This is a genomic window from Polynucleobacter sp. AM-25C3 (assembly GCF_018882335.1).
Taxonomy (GTDB): domain Bacteria; phylum Pseudomonadota; class Gammaproteobacteria; order Burkholderiales; family Burkholderiaceae; genus Polynucleobacter.
Map to the genome: position 1 here is coordinate 1 of NZ_JACVOS010000015.1, position 19468 is coordinate 19468.

The window sequence follows — 19468 nt, forward strand, 5'->3', positions numbered from 1 at the left end:
GCATAGCTCTGGGGCTGGCATGCCAGCCTCGGCTTGTTTGAGGATGGCCATGATTTGGCTATCGGTAAAGCGGGAGGTTTTCATAGAATTTCCTTTAAATCAAACAACTTAGAAATTCTACTTTTAAGTCAGGTTAAGGGGTGGGGGTATTGCCCAAGCACTGATGACGCAGCACTATTCAGCTTGTTATAAATCAATGTAAATTAACCCAGCCTACCGCTCTAATGGTGGGAATATAATGATTGGTGCTATATTTTGAATGAATTAGTAAAGCAGTATTTGAAGGTATGGCATTAAAAAGTTTTAAATCGTTCTCGGGAGAGATTGTTTTTTAGCAACGCCGAAGGAGCAACCGCCCCGGAAACTCTCAGGCAAAAGAACCGAAACGATTATCAAACTCTGAAGAGATATTGGGTATTCGTCACCCAATAACACCGAAGGAGCAAGCAAATATCTTATATTTGTGAATCTCTCAGGTCCAGAACAGAGGGGGCCCCTTGTGCATTTGCAATGGGAAACCCTTGACGTTTTTTTGGATCTCAATATGAAATCATTTGCCATTATTGGTGGTGGTATTACTGGCGTGACAACAGCCTATGTTTTAGCAAAGCGTGGATACGATGTCACTTTAGTTGAACGTCATCGTTATTCAGGGATGGAAACATCGTTCGCCAATGGAGGGCAGCTTTCTGCATCCAATGCAGAGGTTTGGAACCATTGGTCAACCATCATGAAGGGTATGAAGTGGGTCTTTAAGAAAGATGCGCCACTATTAATTAACCTCAAACCAGACTGGCATAAGGTTTCTTGGTTTGCTGAGTTCATAGCATCAATGCCGAACTATAAAAACAATACGATTCAGACTGCACATATGGCAATTGCCGCTAGAAAGCATCTCTTTTCTTGGGCGCAACAAGAAGGCATCGATTTTGATTTAAAGCGTGAAGGTATTTTGCATATTTATCGCGATAAGTCAGGGTTTGATCATGCTGGTAAGGTTTCCAAAATGCTAGCAGAGGGCGGCTTAGGCCGTGTTGCCGTAACACCTCAAGAGATGAAGAAAATCGAACCTACGCTGGCTGGTAAATACTATGGCGGTTATTACACCAAAAGTGATTCCACGGGAGACATTCATAAATTTACTTATGGATTGTCTGAGGCTGCTACTAAGTTGGGCGTCAAAACAATTTACGACCATGAAGTGAGCTCTGTAAGGTCTGACGGACATCAGGTGACTTTGGTGCTTAAGGGCGATACCGAAACCACTCAACCCACTTTCGATAATGTCGTTGTTTGCGCAGGCGTTGGAAGTCGTAGTCTTGCTGCACAGTTGGGCGATCGAGTAAATGTTTATCCAGTCAAAGGCTATTCAATCACAGTCAATCTGAATGACAAAGCCAGTCAAAAGGGCGCCCCAAATGTCAGTCTATTAGATGACGAAACAAAACTAGTGACAAGCCGTCTTGGAGTTGATCGTTTTAGGGTTGCAGGTACTGCTGAGTTCAATGGCATCAATAAAGACATCCGCGCTGATCGCATTAAGCCATTGGTCGACTGGGTCAATCAATGCTTCCCAGAAGTCAGTACACGCTCAGTAGTTCCTTGGGCGGGTTTGCGTCCGATGATGCCTAATATGATGCCAAGAGTAGGTAAGGGCAATAAGCCCAATGTGTATTACAACACCGGCCATGGCCATCTCGGTTGGACGCTCTCAGCCTGCACTGCAGAGATGATTGGGGATGTTATTCAGTACGGTGAAAATACGGATAGCGCCACTGTTATTCCTGGGTATAAATTTTCATAATGTATTTGTAGCGGAGAATTTCCATCATTTTTTAGCTAGTTCTTAGCAGCAAAAAAGCCATCTTCGGATGGTTTTTTCATTTGACGTCTGCTTTGGGCTAATTGGTCTCTCAGCCGTCAATAACAGACTGCCAGCTCACGACCTTATGGGTCCAGCAGAGGCGAATATGCTTTTCATATGCCTTGTTACAAAGTTCAGTATAGTTACAAAAAACTCAAACTTAATAAGTATGGTTAGCTCATTCTTTGTAACAATGGCTTTATGAAAATCTTTACTCGATATATTTTTTCCATTCTGATGGCGCTAGCCTTTGTTGGCGGTGCTTTTGCTCAACAGGCCGTACCAAATGCTGTGCCAGCAAGCGAGTTGGTCGATAAAGAGGATATTGCTAAGAAGTTAGCTAATCCAATTGCCAACATGATTTCTGTGCCATTGCAGTATGAATTCAGTCGTGGGGTGGGAAAAAATCAAGGTGGATCAGAGCAAACCTTATTGTTTCAACCGGTGACTCCATTCAATTTAGGTGGTGGTGATATTTTTGTTATTCGTCCGATCGTGGCGGGAGTGCGTGAAGTGAGTGTTCAGGGTGCTACAGGCCGCCCTTATTCTGCTTATGGTATTGCAAGCGTCACTATTGAATCTTTTTATGCCCCTAATACCAACTCCTCTTGGATTTTGGGCATTGGTCCCTACGCCCAATCTCCTTCAGGTAATAGTGGACACTTTGGCTCCCAGCAAACTGGTGCAGGCCTTACTGCCGTTGTTCTCAATCGTGCTGGTCCTTGGACTTATGGTTTGCTAGGGTATCAATCATGGAGTATGGGGGGCAATCCTGCATTTGGTACGCAAAATAATTTGTATGGACAGCCTTTTGCAGCCTACACCACCAAAACTGCTTGGACATTTTCGGCTAACATGGAGGCGCTCTATAACTATGACACCCATCGCACTACCAATCCACTGTATTTAGGCGTTTCTAAATTATCGCTATTTGATGGTGTGCCGATTTCATTTGCTGCTGGTCCAATGTATTACGTTAGCAACATGCCTGGCGGGCCTTCTGGATGGGGTGCTCGAGCCACGGCCACGCTAGTAATTCTTAAATGACGGAGAATTTCAATGAATTTTTTTAGAAATACGCTGCTAGCAATCAGTCTCTGTGCATGGGGTATCTTTGCATATGCCGCTGATGCAACTCAGGCCCCATCTGGCACGGTCACACTTAATTTAAGGGTGCTTGTTTTGCCTACGGACAACAGGCTGAGTCTTCTGGCGGCGTTTTGTCATTTCAGGGAAAGCAATACCCATTCAATGTGAGTGGCTTGACAATTGGAGCCAATAATATTGGGGCTTCACATTTAGTTGCTAAAGGTGAAGTCTATGGATTGGCTGATCTAGCGAAGTTTGCCGGGACATATGTCAAGACTGGGGGAAGTATTATGCCAATTACTGGTGGCCAATCAACTTTGGAAAATGAGAATGGCGTGATTATGCATTTAGAGGGCACCGTGAATGGCCCCTTAGATCCATCGCCAACGGGAGCAATTGTTCCGCTTGCAAAATAGTCAGCTATAAAACTCATATCACTGCCTCATCACAAGCGCTAAACACCGCCCCGCAGAATTCATGCTCCTTGGAAGATAAAGCGAGTTAGCTACCTGTTTAAAGGTTGGCGGCCTATAAGGCCATAAACCTAGAAATTAGATTTCTAGGTTGTCGATCAGACGTGTTTTGCCTAATTTGGCAGCTGTCAAAATGACTAGTGGCTCTCCTGCCTGCAGGCTTTCATTGGAGGCTGGTGCTAAATCACTTTGTTGGCGAACGGCAATGTAGTCCGGTTGCCAGCCGCGAGCGGCAAGAAGGTCTACTGCGATTTTTTCAATCTGGGCAAGCGAATGGATATTACGCTCACTTAAATCAAGCACGCGTGCGCGAACTTCCCTCAATGCTTTCTGTAACTCAGGCGCTTCTGCACGCTCTACTGTGGAAAGATAGCCATTGCGCGAGGACAGGGCGAGCCCATCTTCAGCACGGACTGTTTCGCCTGGAATGATTTCAACTGGCAGTGCAAATTGTTTGGCCATCTGACGAATGATCATCAGTTGCTGGTAATCTTTTTTCCCGAAGACTGCCACCTTAGGTTGCACGCAAGAAAGTAGCTTGAGCACTACGGTGCAAACACCCTTAAAGAAGCCGGGGCGGAATTCACCCTCAAGAATATCGCCTAACTGCTGTGGCGGATCTACTCGGTACTCCTGGGGTTGCGGATACAAGTCACGCTCGGTTGGCGCAAACAGGATATATACCCCTTCTTTTTCTAGCTTATCGATATCTGCCTGCATGGTGCGGGGATAGTTATCAAAATCCTCATTTGGACCAAACTGCAGTCGGTTGACGAAGATGCTGGCAACTACAGGGTCACCATGTTGTCTGGCCAAACGCATCAGAGAAAGGTGACCTTCGTGAAGGTTGCCCATGGTCGGCACAAAGGAGGCGCGATTTTGTCCACGTAAGTGGTCACGCAACTCCTGTATATCGCTAATGATTTTCATGCAACAGGGGTGTAGGCAAGTCGAACATAGATTGGTGCATAAGGCTCAGCCTGAGTAATTTCCACCAAGGCTTCACGTGAGAGCTCTAGCATTGCAATGAAGTTCACAATTACCACTGGAATGCCTTTGCCAGATTTAATAGCGTCTTCAAAGAGTTCACCGAATTCTACAAAGCGCGCGCTCTGTAAGCGACGCAAAATACGGGTCATAAAATCACGCACAGACAACTCTTCGCGAGTAATGGTGTGGTGTTGATTGAGTTTCGCGCGATGCAGTACATCACGCCAAGCCATTTGCAGATCATCTTGATTAACATCAGGCCATGTCACAGCAACAGTGGTATCGACGTAGCCATGGGCAATTTGGAAATCGCGACCTTGCTGAGGGATTTGATCGAGTTCTTGCGCAGCTAACTTCATGCGCTCGTATTCTAAGAGGCGGCGAACGAGTTCTGCGCGCGGATCATCTACCTCTTCATCGCTATCTGCTTTTTTCATTGGCAGGAGCATGCGAGATTTAATCTCAATTAACATGGCTGCCATCAAGAGGTACTCAGCAGCAAGCTCAAGATTATGGTGACGAATTTGGTCGATATAACTCAAGTACTGTTGGGTCACCTGCGCCATCGGAATATCAAGCACATTGAAATTTTGCTTACGAATGAGGTAAAGCAACAGATCGAGGGGGCCTTCAAATGCCTCTAGGAAAACTTCTAGCGCATCCGGCGGGATGTATAGATCTGTTGGGAGCTTAAATAATGGTTCACCATATAGTTTTGCAAATGCTGAAGACATGCCATCGGTAACCGATGGGGTGCTGTCTAGCAAATCGGATTGAGAGCCTGGCTCGGCTCCCAACGTATTACCTGAGTTAGTCATTCGAGTAAACGTAAGCTCTTTGCTTTAGTTTGGCAGTCTTGGCGCGGCGTTGATCTTCAGTGGTTAATGGCTCTTTATCCCAAAGGAGTGCGCGACCAGCTTGCTGGCCCGCTTCGAGATGCGGTTTCTCAGATTTAAGCTCATTTAAGAACTGGGTGAATTCGGATGTATATCTAGCCATCATATTTCCTAAAATTCTCAATTAATTCAATAACTTACGAAAAATACTGCAAAGCAACTATCTGCCTAGCCCATCATTATTAACGATTTTTCCTACAAACCTGCTGACTTTTTGGCTAATTCATAGAAATCAGCTCTTTTGGGCTAGTTTTTAGAGGTTTGCCGCCAATAAAGCCTCGATTTGAGGGGCTTCAACGCGAGTCATTAGGTGTTTATAAGCTTTAATCGGGTTTTGGCTCGAAAGGGGCGTTTTAACGTCATTCCATGTCATCGTAGGCACGGAAAGGAAGTCTTCAACTCCTGCTGTGACTTGTGGCAACACTGGCTTGAGGTAGAGGCTGAGTAAGCGGAACGCTTCCAAGGTGACGCTACAAACTCGTTGTAAGTCAGCTTCACGCTCTGGATCTTTGGCGATTTCCCAAGGCTTGTTTTCATCCACAAAGCCATTGACCCTGTCAGCTAGCTCCATGATCGTACGCAATGCTTTGGCATATTCGCGGGCTTCATAAAGCTCGGCAATTTTTTCACTTGCGGATGCAATCTCAGTCAGCAGGGGATTGTTCATAGCTTCATCAGAAACAATGCCGCCAAAACGCTTCACTAAGAAACCAGCGCTGCGACTAGCGATGTTGATGTATTTACCTAAAAGATCACTATTTACCCTAGCAACAAAGTCTTGGAGATTCAAATCCAAATCTTCCATACTGTCGTTGAGTTTTGTCGCAAAGTAATAACGGAACCATTCTGGATTAAAGCCGGATTCAATCACACTGTGCGCAGAGATCAGGGTCCCACGCGATTTACTCATCTTCTCGCCATCCACCGTGAGGAAGCCATGTGCAAATACATTGGTTGGCGTGCGGTAGCCTGCAAAGTGAAGGGTTGCTGGCCAAAAAAGCGTATGGAAATACAAAATGTCTTTACCGATGAAGTGATACTGCTCGGTAGTCGTATCGGGTCTAACCCACTCCTCAAAGTCCATGCCCTTGCTCTGGCAGTAGTTGAGGAAGCTGGCGTAGTAACCAATAGGAGCATCAAGCCAGACATAGAAATATTTGCCTGGAGCATCGGGGATTTCAAAGCCAAAGTAGGGTGCATCACGGGAGATGTCCCAGTCACCAAGCTTGCTCTCACCTGCTTGTCCAACCCATTCCTTCATCTTGTTGCGTGCTTCAGGTTGCAAGGGAGTCTTTACTTGAGTCCACTCACGCAAAAAAGTTTCACAGCGAGGATCTGACAATTTAAAGAAGTAATGGTCAGACACTTTTTTAATGGGTGTTGCACCGCTGACTACAGAGAAAGGATTTTTTAAATCGGTTGGAGAGTAGGTTGCTCCACACTTTTCACATGAATCTCCGTATTGATCTTTGGCGCCGCACTTAGGACATTCGCCTTTGATAAAACGATCCGGTAAGAACATTTCTTTTACAGGATCATAGGCTTGCTCAATGGAGCGCATTTCAATTAAGCCAGCATCACGAAGCTTGAGGTAGATACTCTGAGCAAGTGTTTCATTCTCAGGACTATCAGTGGTGTAGTAGTTGTCAAACGAGATTAAGAAATCGTCGAAGTCGCGCTTATGTTCTTTCCAAACATTGGCAATCAGTTCTTTAGGTGTTAATCCTTCTTTTTCGGCGCGCAACATGATGGGCGTGCCGTGAGTGTCATCGGCGCCAACGTAATGCACTTCATGACCACGCATTCTTTGGAAACGAACCCAAATATCAGTCTGGACATATTCCACCAAATGCCCAATGTGAATCTGGCCATTGGCGTAAGGTAAGGCGGAGGTAACTAGCAGGCGACGTTTGGAGCTACTCATGAAAAGCGGACTTAAATAGAAAAATTCAACCAATGGGAATACAAGATTATGGGGCTTGAGCCTTTACTTCAGCGCTAATTTTAGTCTGCGGTTACAGTTAATACTGAATTGAACCTATTTAAGAGGCGTTTTATGGCTTTGCCCCACAACATTCAGATGTCTAATGCTTCCGTGCCACTGGTGCACGAGGTGCAGATCGTGGATGAAGCCGGACGCATCAAGACCACGCATATCCCCGGGGAGCGCCCTTTAACCATCTATTTGGATAAGCGCGAGGTCGTGACCTTGATGACCCTGGGTAGCGCCCCAGAGGCTCTGGTGCTGGGTTATTTGCGTAATCAACGTTTAGTAGAGTCCCCCGACGATATTGCCAGTATTCAGGTGGATTGGGAGACGGATTCTGCTGCTGTGAAGACCCATCGCAGCACTGTTGATATCGATGCCTTAACCAGCAAGCGGGTGGTGACTACGGGTTGCGGGCAGGGCACGATGTTTGGTGGTCTGATTGAGGAAATGTCGGAGATTCGACTGCCTGATGGCCCCCAGTTAAGCCAAGAGGCAATCGTGGCGCTGATCGACAGTATTCGGATGCATGACACCATTTATAAGAAATCCGGCTCTGTTCATGCCTGCGCAGTGTTTGAGCGGGATGGTAAAGACGGGGTTCGCCTACTCCATTTCATTGAGGATGTAGGGCGCCATAACGCCGTAGATTCTATTTCGGGTCTGATGTGGCTTGCGGATAAGCCTGGTAAAGACTTGATTTTCTTCACAACGGGCCGTCTCACCTCAGAGATGGTCATCAAGGGTGCCCAGATGGGCATTCCATTCCTATTGACTCGCTCAGGCGTGACCCTGATGGGCTTAGAGCTTGCCCGCAAGACCAATCTCACCTTGCTATCTCGTTGTTCAGGCAAACACTTTGAGATTTATAACGTCCCTGAGCGGGTAATTTTTACCTCACCTCCCGCCTCTTCGTAAATTGATGGTCATAGGCCTGGCGATGGTTTTACAATTCGGCCATGACTATTAAATCTGACCACTGGATCCGCCGCATGGGCGAGCAAGGCATGATCAGCCCATTTGAACCTGGGCAGGTCCGCCAAGACGCCGCCGGACAAAAAATTGTGAGCTACGGCACTTCAAGCTATGGCTATGACATTCGTTGCGCTGATGAATTCAAGATCTTCACGAACATCAATAGCACCATCGTTGATCCAAAGAATTTCGATGAACAATCGTTTGTTGATTTCAAGGGCCCAGTTTGTATCATTCCTCCAAACTCTTTCGCTTTAGCAAGAACTGTTGAGTACTTCAAGATTCCACGTAGTGTATTAACGGTTTGCGTTGGTAAGAGCACTTATGCTCGTTGCGGAATTATTGTGAACGTCACCCCATTCGAGCCTGAGTGGGAAGGTTACGTAACACTCGAGTTTTCTAATACCACTCCATTACCAGCAAAAATTTATGCTGGCGAAGGCTGTGCACAAGTCTTGTTCTTTGAGAGTGATGAAGTGTGCGGAACATCGTACAAAGATCGTGGTGGCAAATACCAAGGTCAAGTTGGTGTTACCTTGCCAAAGACATAATTCTTTCATTTAAGTAGCTTATATTCAGCCTGTCTATTTGTCTTCTTGGTAAACCTAAAGGGTACTCATGAAATTTCGTTTCCCAATCATCATTATTGATGAGGACTTTCGTTCTGAAAATATTTCAGGTTCGGGTATTCGTGACTTAGCTGAAGCCATTGAAACCGAAGGAATGGAAGTCATTGGCTTGACTAGCTACGGCGACCTGACATCCTTTGCGCAGCAAGCGTCCCGCGCCTCTACTTTTATTGTTTCGATTGATGACGAAGAGTTTGTTTCTGATTCTGAAGACCATGATTTGCCTGCCTTAAATAACTTACGCGCTTTTATTACTGAGGTACGTAAGCGTAATGAAGATATTCCGATCTTCTTATATGGCGAAACACGTACCTCACGTCACATGCCTAATGACATCTTGCGCGAGCTCCATGGCTTCATTCATATGAATGAAGATACGCCAGAGTTTGTGGCGCGCCATATTATTCGCGAAGCAAGGGTTTATCTTGACTCATTAGCGCCTCCATTCTTCCGCGCTTTAACTAATTACGCTTCCGAAGGTTCTTACTCCTGGCATTGTCCGGGACATTCGGGTGGCGTTGCTTTTTTAAAGAGCCCAGTAGGCCGTATGTTCCATCAATTCTTTGGTGAGAATATGTTGCGCGCTGACGTATGTAATGCAGTTGAAGAATTAGGGCAGTTGTTGGACCACACTGGCCCTGTATTGCAAAGTGAGCGCAATGCTGCGCGTATCTTTAATGCCGATCATTTGTTTTTTGTAACAAACGGCACCTCTACTTCAAACAAAATTGTTTGGCACTCTACTGTTGCTCCTGGTGACGTGGTGCTGGTCGATCGCAATTGCCACAAGTCGGTGATTCATTCAATCACGATGATGGGTGCGATTCCTATTTTCTTGATGCCTACCCGTAATCATCTGGGCATTATTGGCCCGATTCCGAAAGAAGAATTTGAGTGGGCGAATATCAAGAAGAAAATTGACGCCAATCCATTCATTAAGAATAAAAATGTAGTGCCACGCGTCATGACGCTCACGCAAAGTACCTACGACGGCATTATTTACAACGTCGAGATGATCAAAGAGATGCTCGATGGCAGGGTAGACTCATTGCATTTCGATGAAGCTTGGTTGCCTCATGCCGCCTTCCATCCTTTCTATAAAGATATGCACGCGATTGGTTCTGATCGCAAGCGCACTAAAAAGAGTTTGATGTTCGCTACCCAATCTACCCATAAGTTGTTGGCTGGCCTTTCACAAGCTTCGCAGGTATTGGTGCAGGATGCAGAAGATACCAAGTTAGATCGTGATTGCTTTAATGAGGCTTACTTGATGCACACTTCCACGAGTCCTCAGTACGCCATCATCGCGTCTTGTGATGTATCTGCGGCCATGATGGAGTCTCCTGGCGGTACTACGCTGGTGGAGGAGTCGATTGCTGAAGCAATGGACTTCCGTCGTGCGATGCGCGAAGTGGATGATAAGTTTGGTGCTGACTGGTGGTTCAATGTATGGGGTCCCGATCACTTAACCGAAGAAGGTATTGGTGAGCGCTCTGATTGGATCTTGGAGCCAAGCGCTAGCTGGCATGACTTTGGCAAGGTGGCAAAAGACTTCAACATGCTCGATCCAATTAAGGCGACAGTAGTGACGCCTGGTTTGGATATCGAAGGTAATTTTGGTTCCATGGGTATTCCGGCGAGCATCGTCACTAAGTATTTGGCTGAACATGGTGTGATCGTTGAGAAGTGCGGTCTGTACTCATTCTTCATCATGTTTACGATCGGCATTACCAAGGGTCGTTGGAATACTTTGGTAACTGAGCTACAACAATTCAAAGACCATTTTGATAAGAATGCTCCCCTCTGGAAAGTGCTGCCAGAGTTCGTTGCCAAACATCCTCGTTATGAGCGTGTTGGCCTAAAAGATATTTGCCAGCAGATTCATGAGTTCTACAAGAGCCGTAACGTGGCTCGCATGACTACTGAGATGTACACCTCAGATATGGTGCCAGCGATGATGCCTTCAGAAGCTTGGGCGAAGATGGCGCACAAAGAGGTAGATCGTGTTCCATTGGACCAATTGGAAGATCGCATTACGGCAATGCTAGTAACGCCTTACCCTCCAGGTATTCCATTGCTGATTCCTGGGGAGCGCTTCAATAAGCGCATCATCGACTACCTCTACTTTGCCCGTGACTTTAATGAGCAATTCCCTGGCTTTGAAACGGATATCCATGGATTGGTTAAGGGCGATATTGATGGACGTAGCGAGTACTATGTGGATTGCGTAAGACAGGAGCCGGATATTACTTTGTAAGCAAGGTCGAGCGATCCACTCATCCTAATACCCTGCTTTTGCAGGGTATTTTTTTACTTGTGCCCAACTGAGTCTATGACTATACTTGTACAATATATTGAACAAGTAAGGTTTGACAATGAGAGTCATTAATTTTTCTGATGCCAGAAACCAATTTAAGCAAGTGATTGATCAAGTGGTGAGTGATTGTGATGTAGCCATTATCTCCCGCAGAGATGCTGATGATGCGGTAATCATGTCCTTGAATACCTATAACAGCATGATGGAAACACTTCATTTATTAAAATCTCCAGCCAACGTAAAACATCTGGAGAAATCATTGGCGCAATACCATAAAGGGCAGACTAAAGAAAAGGCCCTAATAGATGCTAAGTAGGGTGGTATGGACTTCTGCTGCATGGTCTGATTATGTTTATTGGCAAGGGCAAGATAAAAAAACGTTAAGACGGATTAATGCCATTATTAAAGATGCCATGAGAAGTCCTGAGGAGGGCATCGGAAAGCCTGAGGAATTGCGTGAGAGTCTGTCGGGCTTTTGGTCAAGGCGAATCGATGATGTTCATCGCCTGGTTTATGCGATTGAAAAAGATCAGATCGTTGTCATTGCCTGCCGATATCACTACGAGTAGCGCTATGTCGCATGTTGAGGTAGTTACTTAACTGGCTTATCCAATTGAAAGACCACCGGCGCATCTTCATCGATCTTGCTCGGTGACGTATCTGACTTACCATCATCGCCGCCTGTAAAGTTAAAGTCTTGACTCTGCACTACTGCTGCAGGCTTATCCAGAAAGGTAGTGACTAGTGCTGGGAATGCCGCGACTACAACGACCATGATAAGTTGTAGAACAACCCAAGGTAATGCCCCCCAGTAAATATCGCTACTCTTGACTTCTTTAGGTGCTACGCCGCGCAAATAGAAGAGCGCAAATCCAAAAGGCGGATGCATAAATGAGGTCTGCATATTCACGCACAGCATCACGCCAAACCAAACCAGTGCTGCGCTAGCTGCAGCTTGGGGATTGCCATTCATGGAGGCGAGCAGTACTGGCGCCAGTAGTTTGACTGCGACAGGTGCCAGCATAGGTACCACGATGAAGGCGATCTCAAAGAAGTCTAAAAAGAATGCCAAGAAGAAAACAAACAAGTTCACGACGACCAAGAAACCAATCCAACCGCCAGGTAGATTTGAAAATAATTCTTCTACCCAGAACCCGCCGTCAACCCCTTGGAATACCACCGAGAAGCAGGTTGAGCCAATCAAGATGAAAACCACCATGGCAGTGATGCGCATCGTATTTTGATAGGCCTCCTGAATCAGCCCCTTGAGATTAGGAATGCTTGCTCTACGTATCCAAGCCAAGAGTAGTGCACCCATTGCACCCATAGCACCAGACTCGGTTGGTGTGGCAATGCCGGTCATGATGGTTCCCAGCACTAAGAAAATCAGTGCCGCAGAAGGAATGATTCCCATGAGGCATTTTTTCCAGAGGGCCCAGCCTTTGAGGGTGAGTTCATTTTCTGGGGCGGCGGGGAGATAGTTTGGTCTGAAGCGGGAAAGGAAAAAAGTGTAGAGCGCAAAAAGACCAATTTGCAGTAAAGATGGACCCCAGGCACCCAGATACATGCTGCCCACATCCGCGCTACCACTTTGTGTTTTCAGTTGATCTGCCAGCACAATGAGTACCAAAGAAGGGGGTACTAGCTGCGTAATGGTCCCAGAAGCCGCCAAAACGCCCGTAGCGTAGCGCATGTTGTAACCATAACGCATCATCACCGGTAGTGAGATCATGGCCATAGCGATCACCTGAGCGGCTACCGTGCCAGTAATCGCCCCGAGAATAAATCCCACAATAATCACCGAGTAACCTAAGCCACCCCGAATGCGTCCAAAGAGCTGACCCATGGAGTCCAGCATTTCTTCGGCAAGACCGCAACGCTCCAGAATCGCTCCCATAAAAGTGAAGAAGGGGATGGCTAAAAGGAGATCATTGGCGAGCACGCTGCCAAAAATGCGTTGTGGAATGGCTTGCAGAAATGGCATACCAAAGAAGTTCTCGCTGATGGCGATGCCAGCAAAAAAGAGGCCAGCTGCCATCAGAGAAAATGCTACCGGAAAGCCGATCAACATAAATACGATCAGGCCGCCAAACATCAGCGGTGGCATCCATTCAAGTGGAATCATTGCATGGGCTTTTCGTAATGAAGATCAGCGGCCGGCAAGATGTCCTTACCATTGAGGGCGCCGATGCGTTTAATAATTTCCGATAAGCCTTGCAGACTCAGCATAAAGAAACCAAACGGCACAATAAATTTAATGGGATAGCGCGACAAACCACCCGCATTGAGTGAATGCTCCGAGACCAACCATGACGGATAAAACAGGGTAGTCCAAGATAGCCAAGTAAATAAGATGCAAGCGGGCATCAAAAACAATATCAAGCCAAAGAGATCAATGTAAATTCGGCCTCGATCGGAAAGTTGCGAGTAGATTAAATCCACTCGAACATGCTCATTACGTTTGAGGGTGTATGAGGCGCCCAGCATGACAGCTGCGCTAAACAGATACCACTGTAATTCCAGTGGCCAGTTATTGCTGATGTCTAAACCGTAACGCAGAAGGGCGTTAGTTGCAGAAACCACGCAAGATAACAGGATCATGATGCTGGCTATCTTGCCTAGGAATTCATTTAAGCGATCAATTCCTGATGAGAGTGTTCCCCAAAAACCCATGCGATCTAGAGATCTGCGCGACCCCGTTTGATTGCAGCGAGCACTTGTGTTGGAGCGGTTCCACCAGCATGCTGACGTGAGTTCACTGAGCCATCCACTGTTAATAGGGCAAATACATCATCACCCATCAGCTCAGGGCGGTTATCCAAACCACAAGCAAAGCGCAATTCAGGAAGTGTTAAATCGGTGAGCATGCAGTTGCGACCAACACATGCCTTCACCGCATGGGCTACAGCCTCATGGGCGTCGCGGAATGCTAAACCTTTTTTAACCAAGTAATCGGCGAGGTCGGTAGCTGTTGCGAAACCTTCTTCTGCAGCTGCTTTCATGACGTCCGCTTTAACTTGAATATGGGGAACCATATCCGCGAAGATGCGCAAAGTATCTTGCACAGTATCTACTGCATCAAACAAGGGCTCTTTATCTTCTTGATTGTCTTTGTTGTATGCCAATGGCTGGCTCTTCATCAATGTTAATAAAGAAATCAAGTCACCATAAACACGACCCGTCTTACCGCGAGCTAACTCCGGTACATCTGGATTCTTTTTTTGCGGCATGATGGAGCTGCCAGTACAGAAGCGATCTGGTAGATCAATAAAACCAAAGCGTGGGCTAAGCCAAAGTACGAGTTCTTCAGACAGGCGCGAGACGTGCATCATTAGGATGGATGCAAAGGCGCAGAACTCAATCGCAAAATCACGATCAGATACTGCGTCTAGAGAGTTATTGCAGATGCCGTCAAACCCAAGTGTCTTAGCAACCTGCTCACGATCAATCGGGTAGGTAGTGCCGGCCAAAGCGGCTGCGCCAAGTGGCAGACGATTAAAACGGACGCGCAGATCAGCTAGGCGGCTGGCATCACGGCTAAACATTTCGTAATAGGCCATCAAGTGATGCCCAAAAGTAATTGGCTGTGCAACCTGTAAATGAGTATGTCCAGGCATGATGGTGCCAGAGTGGGTCTCTGCAAGATCTAATAAGGCAATGCGTAAAGTTTTGAGGGTGGCTGCAATTTGATCAACGCTGTCACGCAACCACAGGCGCAAATCGGTTGCCACTTGGTCATTACGTGAACGACCAGTGTGCAGACGCTTGCCGGCATCACCAACCAACTCAGTGAGGCGGGCTTCGATGTTGAGGTGAACATCCTCTAGGGCGAGTTGCCAGTTAAATTCACCAGCCTCGATTTCGCCTTTAATCTGGCCCATCCCCTTTTGAATATCTGCTAAATCTTGCGCGCTAATAATCTTTTGGGTGGCTAACATTTCAGCGTGAGCCAAAGATCCAGCGATATCCACTAAGGCAAATCGTTGATCAAAGCCGATAGAGGCGGTATAACGCTGTACCAGTTCGTCGACGGGTTCAGTAAAACGGGCCGACCAAGCTTGGGCTTTGTTGGCGAGGGAATTTTTTGATGAGCTCATAAACGCAGTATATTGGTGTAGGTCTTTGATTATTTTAAATGTTATGTCCCAAACCCCCATTTCTAGCTCTGCATCCACTATCCCCTGCGCTCCTAAGCGCCTTGTAATCGCCTCCCGCGAGAGCCGGCTTGCTATGTGGCAAGCGGAACATGTCCGGGATTGCCTTAAAAAGCTCTACCCAGAATGCGACGTACAGATCTTGGGGATGACCACCCGCGGCGACCAAATACTGGATAAAGCGCTCTCTAAAGTCGGTGGAAAGGGCTTATTTGTTAAGGAACTAGAAACTGCCCTGGAAGATGGCCGGGCTGATTTGGCGGTTCATTCCTTAAAAGACGTCCCCATGGTCATGCCAGATGGCTTTGATTTGTCTTGTGTAATGGCACGAGAGGATGCGCATGATGCATTTGTCTCTAATGACTATGCCAGTCTGGAAGATTTGCCAAAAGGTGCGGTAGTGGGCACCTCTAGCTTGCGTCGGGAGTCAGTTCTCAGATCCAAGTTCCCGCATCTAGAAATTCAGCCTCTGCGTGGTAATTTAGATACCCGCATGGGTAAGTTAGATCGTGGCGAGTATCAGGCGATTATTTTGGCCGCTGCAGGATTAAAGCGCCTCGGTCTGGAAAGCCGGATTCGGACACTATTGCCGATTGATCCATATACGCCTGCAGCTGGGCAAGGTGCATTGGGAATTGAAACTCTCAGCAAGCACCCCAGCATTAAAGAGTGGCTTGCTCCACTCAATGATTTACCCACTTTATATGCAGTCTCTGCCGAACGTATGGTGTCGCGTCAATTGGGCGGCTCTTGCGAGGTTCCTTTAGCTGCTTATGCCACTTGGGATCAAGATCAAATGCATATCCGCTCTTTTGTCGCCAGCGTGGATGGCACTGCAAGTTGCTTGGCCAGCGCTCAAGGTTTCGTAAAGAGTCTTGAAGACGCAGAGGCTTTAGGTCTCCTCGTTGCACAAGATCTGATTTCGCAAGGCGCTGAGCGTTTGCTGCCCAACGGTTTGCCCCAGTAAATCTCAGCAAGACAAATCGTCATGAGCACCAAGACCATTGTCATTACCCGTCCGAGTGGTCAGGCACGTCAATTGTCAGAGGCGCTACAAGCAAGCCTGCTCAAGAACGGTATCACTAAAGAGAATTCTCCCAAAATTATTTCTTTACCCTTGCTCACTATTGTTCCAAAGAGTGGTGGCGTTTTAGCTCATCAGATAAGTGAAATCCTGCAATCTGCAGACCTAGCAATTTTCGTAAGCCCTAATGCAATTGAATGCACGATGCGCTTACTCGAAAAATCTTGGCAGGATCTATCGAATCACCCGATACCTATTGGGGTGATGGGTGGCAGTAGTATGGCAGCCCTTAAAAATCATGGCATTGGTATTGAGAGTAGCCCCACGAAAGTCATTCTTCCTCAAGACAATACGCAATGGGACTCTGAGGGTTTGTGGGCTGAACTGCAGAAGCTGAACTGGGATTGGTCTATTAAGAAAGTGATTATTTTTAAAGGTGAGGGCGGTCGAGATTGGCTGGCGGATACTTTAAAAAATGCAGGCGCACAGATTGAGGCAATTTCAGTGTATGCACGCGTATCTCTCGATCTTGATAGCCCTGCCTGGCAAGACATTCATGAGGTGGATTTTGCGCAGTCACTTTGGTTGCTAAGCTCATCTGAGGCGGTACGTTATTTAGGTCAGGCTAAATTGCCGCTAGATCTCGCGACGGCGATTTGCCCACATCACAATATTGCCGATGCAGCTGAGCAAATCGGCTTTGGAGTGGTGTTTACCTGTGAGCCTGGCGATGATGCCTTGATAGCAGCATCGCAAGCTTGGCTATCTATTTAATCTATTGAGTAGTTCAGTAGTGCAGGGAGAAACACCTCACTCACCAAGAGTGGATGCCCCTTAAGTTCATATAGCGTCCGTCTTGCCCAGCTTGCTGATGGGATTTCTGGATACTGCTTAAAGCACTTTTTCCATAATGGGCTGTGTTTATCCAGGCGGGTAATTTCACGAAGCGGTTTCTTTTTGGAGTGCATACGCGTTTTTGCAAACAGTACTGCTCCTAAAGGTTTTCTGCCTAAGCGCAGAACTTCATGGTTACTACCGCTAGAGCTAGTACTTGGAATAATGCTGTGTGCCATGACCAGTGGAATCCCGTCAGCGCAGAGTAGTACTTCACGTATGCGACAACGTTTGATCTTGAAATGAAAATAGCGACTCTCGTCGCTATTTAGGTCTTGCCGGCAATCTCGCAACACTAGCACTTCTAGTTTTTGTCCGATTGCACGTTCAATTTTTTGGGTTAAGGAACCAGTGTCGCTAAGCCAAGGCTGCCACTTGCGTGGCGCTTGATGTAGTTCACCGGAATCGACTCGATTCCATGCAGAACGGAGACGACGACGGTGAACCATTTTTAGTTGCCGCTAAAGCTTCTACGTTGACCGCCAGTTTTGGGTTTAGCAAAACGTGGACCAGCGGATGGACGTGAGTCACCAGAGCGTGGTGCTGGACGAGAGTCACCAGAACGCGCAGGGCGTGAATCAGCAAAACGATTGGCGCCAGCAGGGCGTGAATCACCGGAGGGACGTGAATCACCGGATGGACGGGAATCGCCAGAGCGAGATTCGAAATGATTGCCAGAGCGGTTACCACCGCCCCCGCCACCAGAACGAGACTCTGAACGAGCACCAGAACCATAACGACCACCACCGCCACCACCAGAACGACCGCCACCACCGAAACCACCACCGGAGCGACCACCACCAGGGCGACCGCCGCCACCACCAAAGCTAGGCTTGGCTTGTGGCTCGAGGCCAGCGATGACTGAAGCAACGATGTCTTGCTGTGTAAAGCGTTCGATATTGCGAATCTTGGCGCGATCACGATGTTCAACCAAGGTGATAGCAACACCATTGCGACCGGCACGACCGGTACGACCGATGCGATGCGTATAGTCTTCTGGTTTCATTGGCAAGCCAAAGTTAATCACGTGACTAATACGTGGCACATCAATACCGCGAGCTGCTACGTCAGTCGCAACCAAAATTTTGGTGTGACCTTTGCGAAGAGATTCAAGACGACGCATACGAACAGCTTGAGGCATAGCACCGTGTAAGGCGCTAGCTTCGTAACCATTAGCGCGCAAGGTATCAGCAATTTTTTCGCTTTCAATTTGAGTGCTTGCAAACACAACCGCTTGATCCAAAGTGGCGTCAGCCAAAATGTGTTCGAGCAATTTATGCTTGTGTGACATGCTGTCAGCCCAGTGCAGCTTCTGCTCAATGTTTGCGTGCTTTTCGCCAGCATGAGCAAGCTCAATACGCTTAGCGTTAGTTGTCAACTCATTAGCCAAAGACATAATCTTTGGTGCAAAAGTGGCAGAGAACATCAAGGTTTGGTTACGACCAGAGCAACGCTTGTCAATTGCCTCGAGATCATCCGCAAATCCCATGTCGAGCATGCGATCGGCTTCATCAATCACGAGTTGTTTGACATCACCTAAGTGGATTGCTTTGCTGTCGGTCAAGTCGAGCAAACGACCAGGAGTAGCGACAACTAACATTGCACCTTTCAGTGCTTGGATTTGCTTGCCATAAGGCATGCCACCCATAACGGTTGCAATACGGATACCTTTCATGCCGCGAACTAAATTCACTGCATCTGCTGAAACCTGTTGAGCTAATTCACGAGTAGGGCAGAGCACTAACACTTTAGGTTGTGCGCGGCCTGATGCAGGCGAGCTGTTTGGGTTGTCTTCAATGAGTTGATTAATCAAAGGCAATAAAAAGGCTGCGGTTTTACCGCTACCAGTTTGGCTGCTGACCAATAAGTCACCGCCAGCGAGAGCTGCAGGAATAACCTGAGCTTGCACTTCGGTAGCTTGGGTATAACCCAGTTCAGCAACGTTTTTAAGGAGTGAGGCCGCGAGGGCAAAAGACTGGAACTCGGTTCCAGCGGGCTTTGAGTCTTTAGACTCGTGATTAGTTTCTTTAGAAAAAGTCATGCTATTACACATCCCCTTCAAGGGATGTCTCCGTGTATACACTCTTTGTTTTTTATTGAGTGTGATGGTCAAAGGCATCGACCATCAGACAGGCGGCAGCGCGTTTTTTGAACTTCGGTGTTTATGACTTCTAAA

Annotated in this window: 19 protein-coding genes and 1 riboswitch; of the genes, 10 read left to right on the forward strand and 9 right to left on the reverse strand. The window is 47.1% G+C overall.

The annotated features are described in order from the left end of the window. The first annotated feature begins 304 nt into the window (after positions 1–304). Positions 305–393, forward strand: a riboswitch (glycine riboswitch). Positions 394–544: 151 nt separating this feature from the next. The 3 genes from ICN12_RS09585 to ICN12_RS09595 all read left to right on the forward strand — a co-directional run bounded on the left by ICN12_RS09585 (position 545) and on the right by ICN12_RS09595 (position 3369). Beyond that, on the forward strand, positions 545–1804 hold the full coding sequence (locus ICN12_RS09585) for a D-amino acid dehydrogenase (protein ID WP_216272284.1): 1260 nt from the start codon (positions 545–547) through the stop codon (positions 1802–1804). A gap of 261 nt (positions 1805–2065) precedes the next feature. Beyond that, entirely contained in the window at positions 2066–2911 is an 846-nt protein-coding gene (locus tag ICN12_RS09590; RefSeq protein ID WP_216272285.1) for a hypothetical protein, read from the forward strand. Between the two features lie 173 nt (positions 2912–3084). After that, positions 3085–3369 carry a hypothetical protein gene (locus ICN12_RS09595; RefSeq protein ID WP_216272286.1) on the forward strand — a complete coding sequence of 95 codons (285 nt, stop codon included), beginning with the start codon at positions 3085–3087 and terminating at the stop codon, positions 3367–3369. Between the two features lie 135 nt (positions 3370–3504). Here ICN12_RS09595 and panC read toward each other — a convergent pair whose 3' ends face one another. The 4 genes from panC to metG form a co-directional block, all read right to left on the reverse strand. Beyond that, a complete protein-coding gene (gene panC, locus ICN12_RS09600) occupies positions 3505–4356 on the reverse strand; it encodes a pantoate--beta-alanine ligase (protein WP_216272287.1) in 852 nt (283 codons plus the stop codon). Further along, positions 4353–5234, reverse strand: coding sequence for a segregation and condensation protein A (locus ICN12_RS09605; RefSeq protein ID WP_216272288.1), 882 nt, complete (start codon positions 5232–5234; stop codon positions 4353–4355). Before ICN12_RS09605 ends, panC begins: the two co-directional genes overlap by 4 nt. Continuing rightward, positions 5227–5415, reverse strand: a complete 189-nt coding sequence (locus ICN12_RS09610) for a DUF3460 family protein (protein ID WP_216272289.1) — start codon at positions 5413–5415, stop codon at positions 5227–5229. Before ICN12_RS09610 ends, ICN12_RS09605 begins: the two co-directional genes overlap by 8 nt. A 150-nt stretch (positions 5416–5565) precedes the next feature. After that, complete coding sequence (gene metG / locus ICN12_RS09615; RefSeq protein WP_216272290.1) at positions 5566–7236, reverse strand: methionine--tRNA ligase; 1671 nt, start codon at positions 7234–7236, stop codon at positions 5566–5568. A 138-nt stretch (positions 7237–7374) separates the two neighbouring features. On the opposite strand from metG, the gene ICN12_RS09620 reads away from it, so the two are divergent. The 5 genes from ICN12_RS09620 to ICN12_RS09640 all read left to right on the forward strand — a co-directional run bounded on the left by ICN12_RS09620 (position 7375) and on the right by ICN12_RS09640 (position 11789). Beyond that, complete coding sequence (locus ICN12_RS09620; RefSeq protein ID WP_216272331.1) at positions 7375–8217, forward strand: formate dehydrogenase accessory sulfurtransferase FdhD; 843 nt, start codon at positions 7375–7377, stop codon at positions 8215–8217. 41 nt (positions 8218–8258) lie between these two features. Beyond that, positions 8259–8825, forward strand: a complete 567-nt coding sequence (gene dcd / locus ICN12_RS09625) for a dCTP deaminase (RefSeq protein WP_041484826.1) — start codon at positions 8259–8261, stop codon at positions 8823–8825. Positions 8826–8892: 67 nt separating this feature from the next. Further along, positions 8893–11160, forward strand: coding sequence for an arginine/lysine/ornithine decarboxylase (locus tag ICN12_RS09630; protein ID WP_216272291.1), 2268 nt, complete (start codon positions 8893–8895; stop codon positions 11158–11160). 118 nt (positions 11161–11278) lie between these two features. Then, positions 11279–11536: a type II toxin-antitoxin system Phd/YefM family antitoxin gene (locus tag ICN12_RS09635; protein WP_216272292.1), complete on the forward strand. Its 258-nt coding sequence runs from the start codon at positions 11279–11281 to the stop codon at positions 11534–11536. Beyond that, positions 11526–11789 carry a Txe/YoeB family addiction module toxin gene (locus tag ICN12_RS09640; RefSeq protein WP_216272293.1) on the forward strand — a complete coding sequence of 88 codons (264 nt, stop codon included), beginning with the start codon at positions 11526–11528 and terminating at the stop codon, positions 11787–11789. Before ICN12_RS09635 ends, ICN12_RS09640 begins: the two co-directional genes overlap by 11 nt. Positions 11790–11812: 23 nt before the next feature. On the opposite strand, the gene ICN12_RS09645 is transcribed toward ICN12_RS09640, so the two are convergent. From ICN12_RS09645 to argH, 3 genes are read right to left on the reverse strand one after another with little or no spacing between them, the layout of a single operon-like run. Further along, the gene (locus ICN12_RS09645; RefSeq protein ID WP_216272294.1) at positions 11813–13345 is read right to left on the reverse strand and encodes a TRAP transporter large permease; all 1533 of its coding nucleotides are present in this window, start codon (positions 13343–13345) and stop codon (positions 11813–11815) included. Then, complete coding sequence (locus ICN12_RS09650; protein ID WP_216272295.1) at positions 13342–13893, reverse strand: TRAP transporter small permease subunit; 552 nt, start codon at positions 13891–13893, stop codon at positions 13342–13344. The genes ICN12_RS09645 and ICN12_RS09650 overlap by 4 nt, the downstream gene beginning before the upstream one ends. 5 nt (positions 13894–13898) lie before the next feature. Then, positions 13899–15317 (reverse strand): argininosuccinate lyase, encoded by a 1419-nt coding sequence (argH, locus tag ICN12_RS09655; RefSeq protein ID WP_216272296.1) that lies wholly within the window; start codon positions 15315–15317, stop codon positions 13899–13901. Positions 15318–15360: 43 nt separating this feature from the next. On the opposite strand from argH, the gene hemC reads away from it, so the two are divergent. Continuing rightward, the gene (gene hemC, locus ICN12_RS09660) at positions 15361–16341 is read left to right on the forward strand and encodes a hydroxymethylbilane synthase (protein ID WP_216272297.1); all 981 of its coding nucleotides are present in this window, start codon (positions 15361–15363) and stop codon (positions 16339–16341) included. A 21-nt stretch (positions 16342–16362) separates the two neighbouring features. After that, positions 16363–17172 (forward strand): uroporphyrinogen-III synthase, encoded by an 810-nt coding sequence (locus ICN12_RS09665; protein WP_216272298.1) that lies wholly within the window; start codon positions 16363–16365, stop codon positions 17170–17172. Here ICN12_RS09665 and ICN12_RS09670 read toward each other — a convergent pair. Together ICN12_RS09670 and ICN12_RS09675 are read right to left on the reverse strand one after the other, a co-directional pair. Then, positions 17169–17741: a chorismate--pyruvate lyase family protein gene (locus tag ICN12_RS09670; RefSeq protein WP_216272299.1), complete on the reverse strand. Its 573-nt coding sequence runs from the start codon at positions 17739–17741 to the stop codon at positions 17169–17171. The genes ICN12_RS09665 and ICN12_RS09670 overlap by 4 nt on opposite strands. Before the next feature lie 2 nt (positions 17742–17743). Next, positions 17744–19333: a DEAD/DEAH box helicase gene (locus ICN12_RS09675; RefSeq protein WP_216272300.1), complete on the reverse strand. Its 1590-nt coding sequence runs from the start codon at positions 19331–19333 to the stop codon at positions 17744–17746. Between the last annotated feature and the right edge of the window lie 135 nt (positions 19334–19468).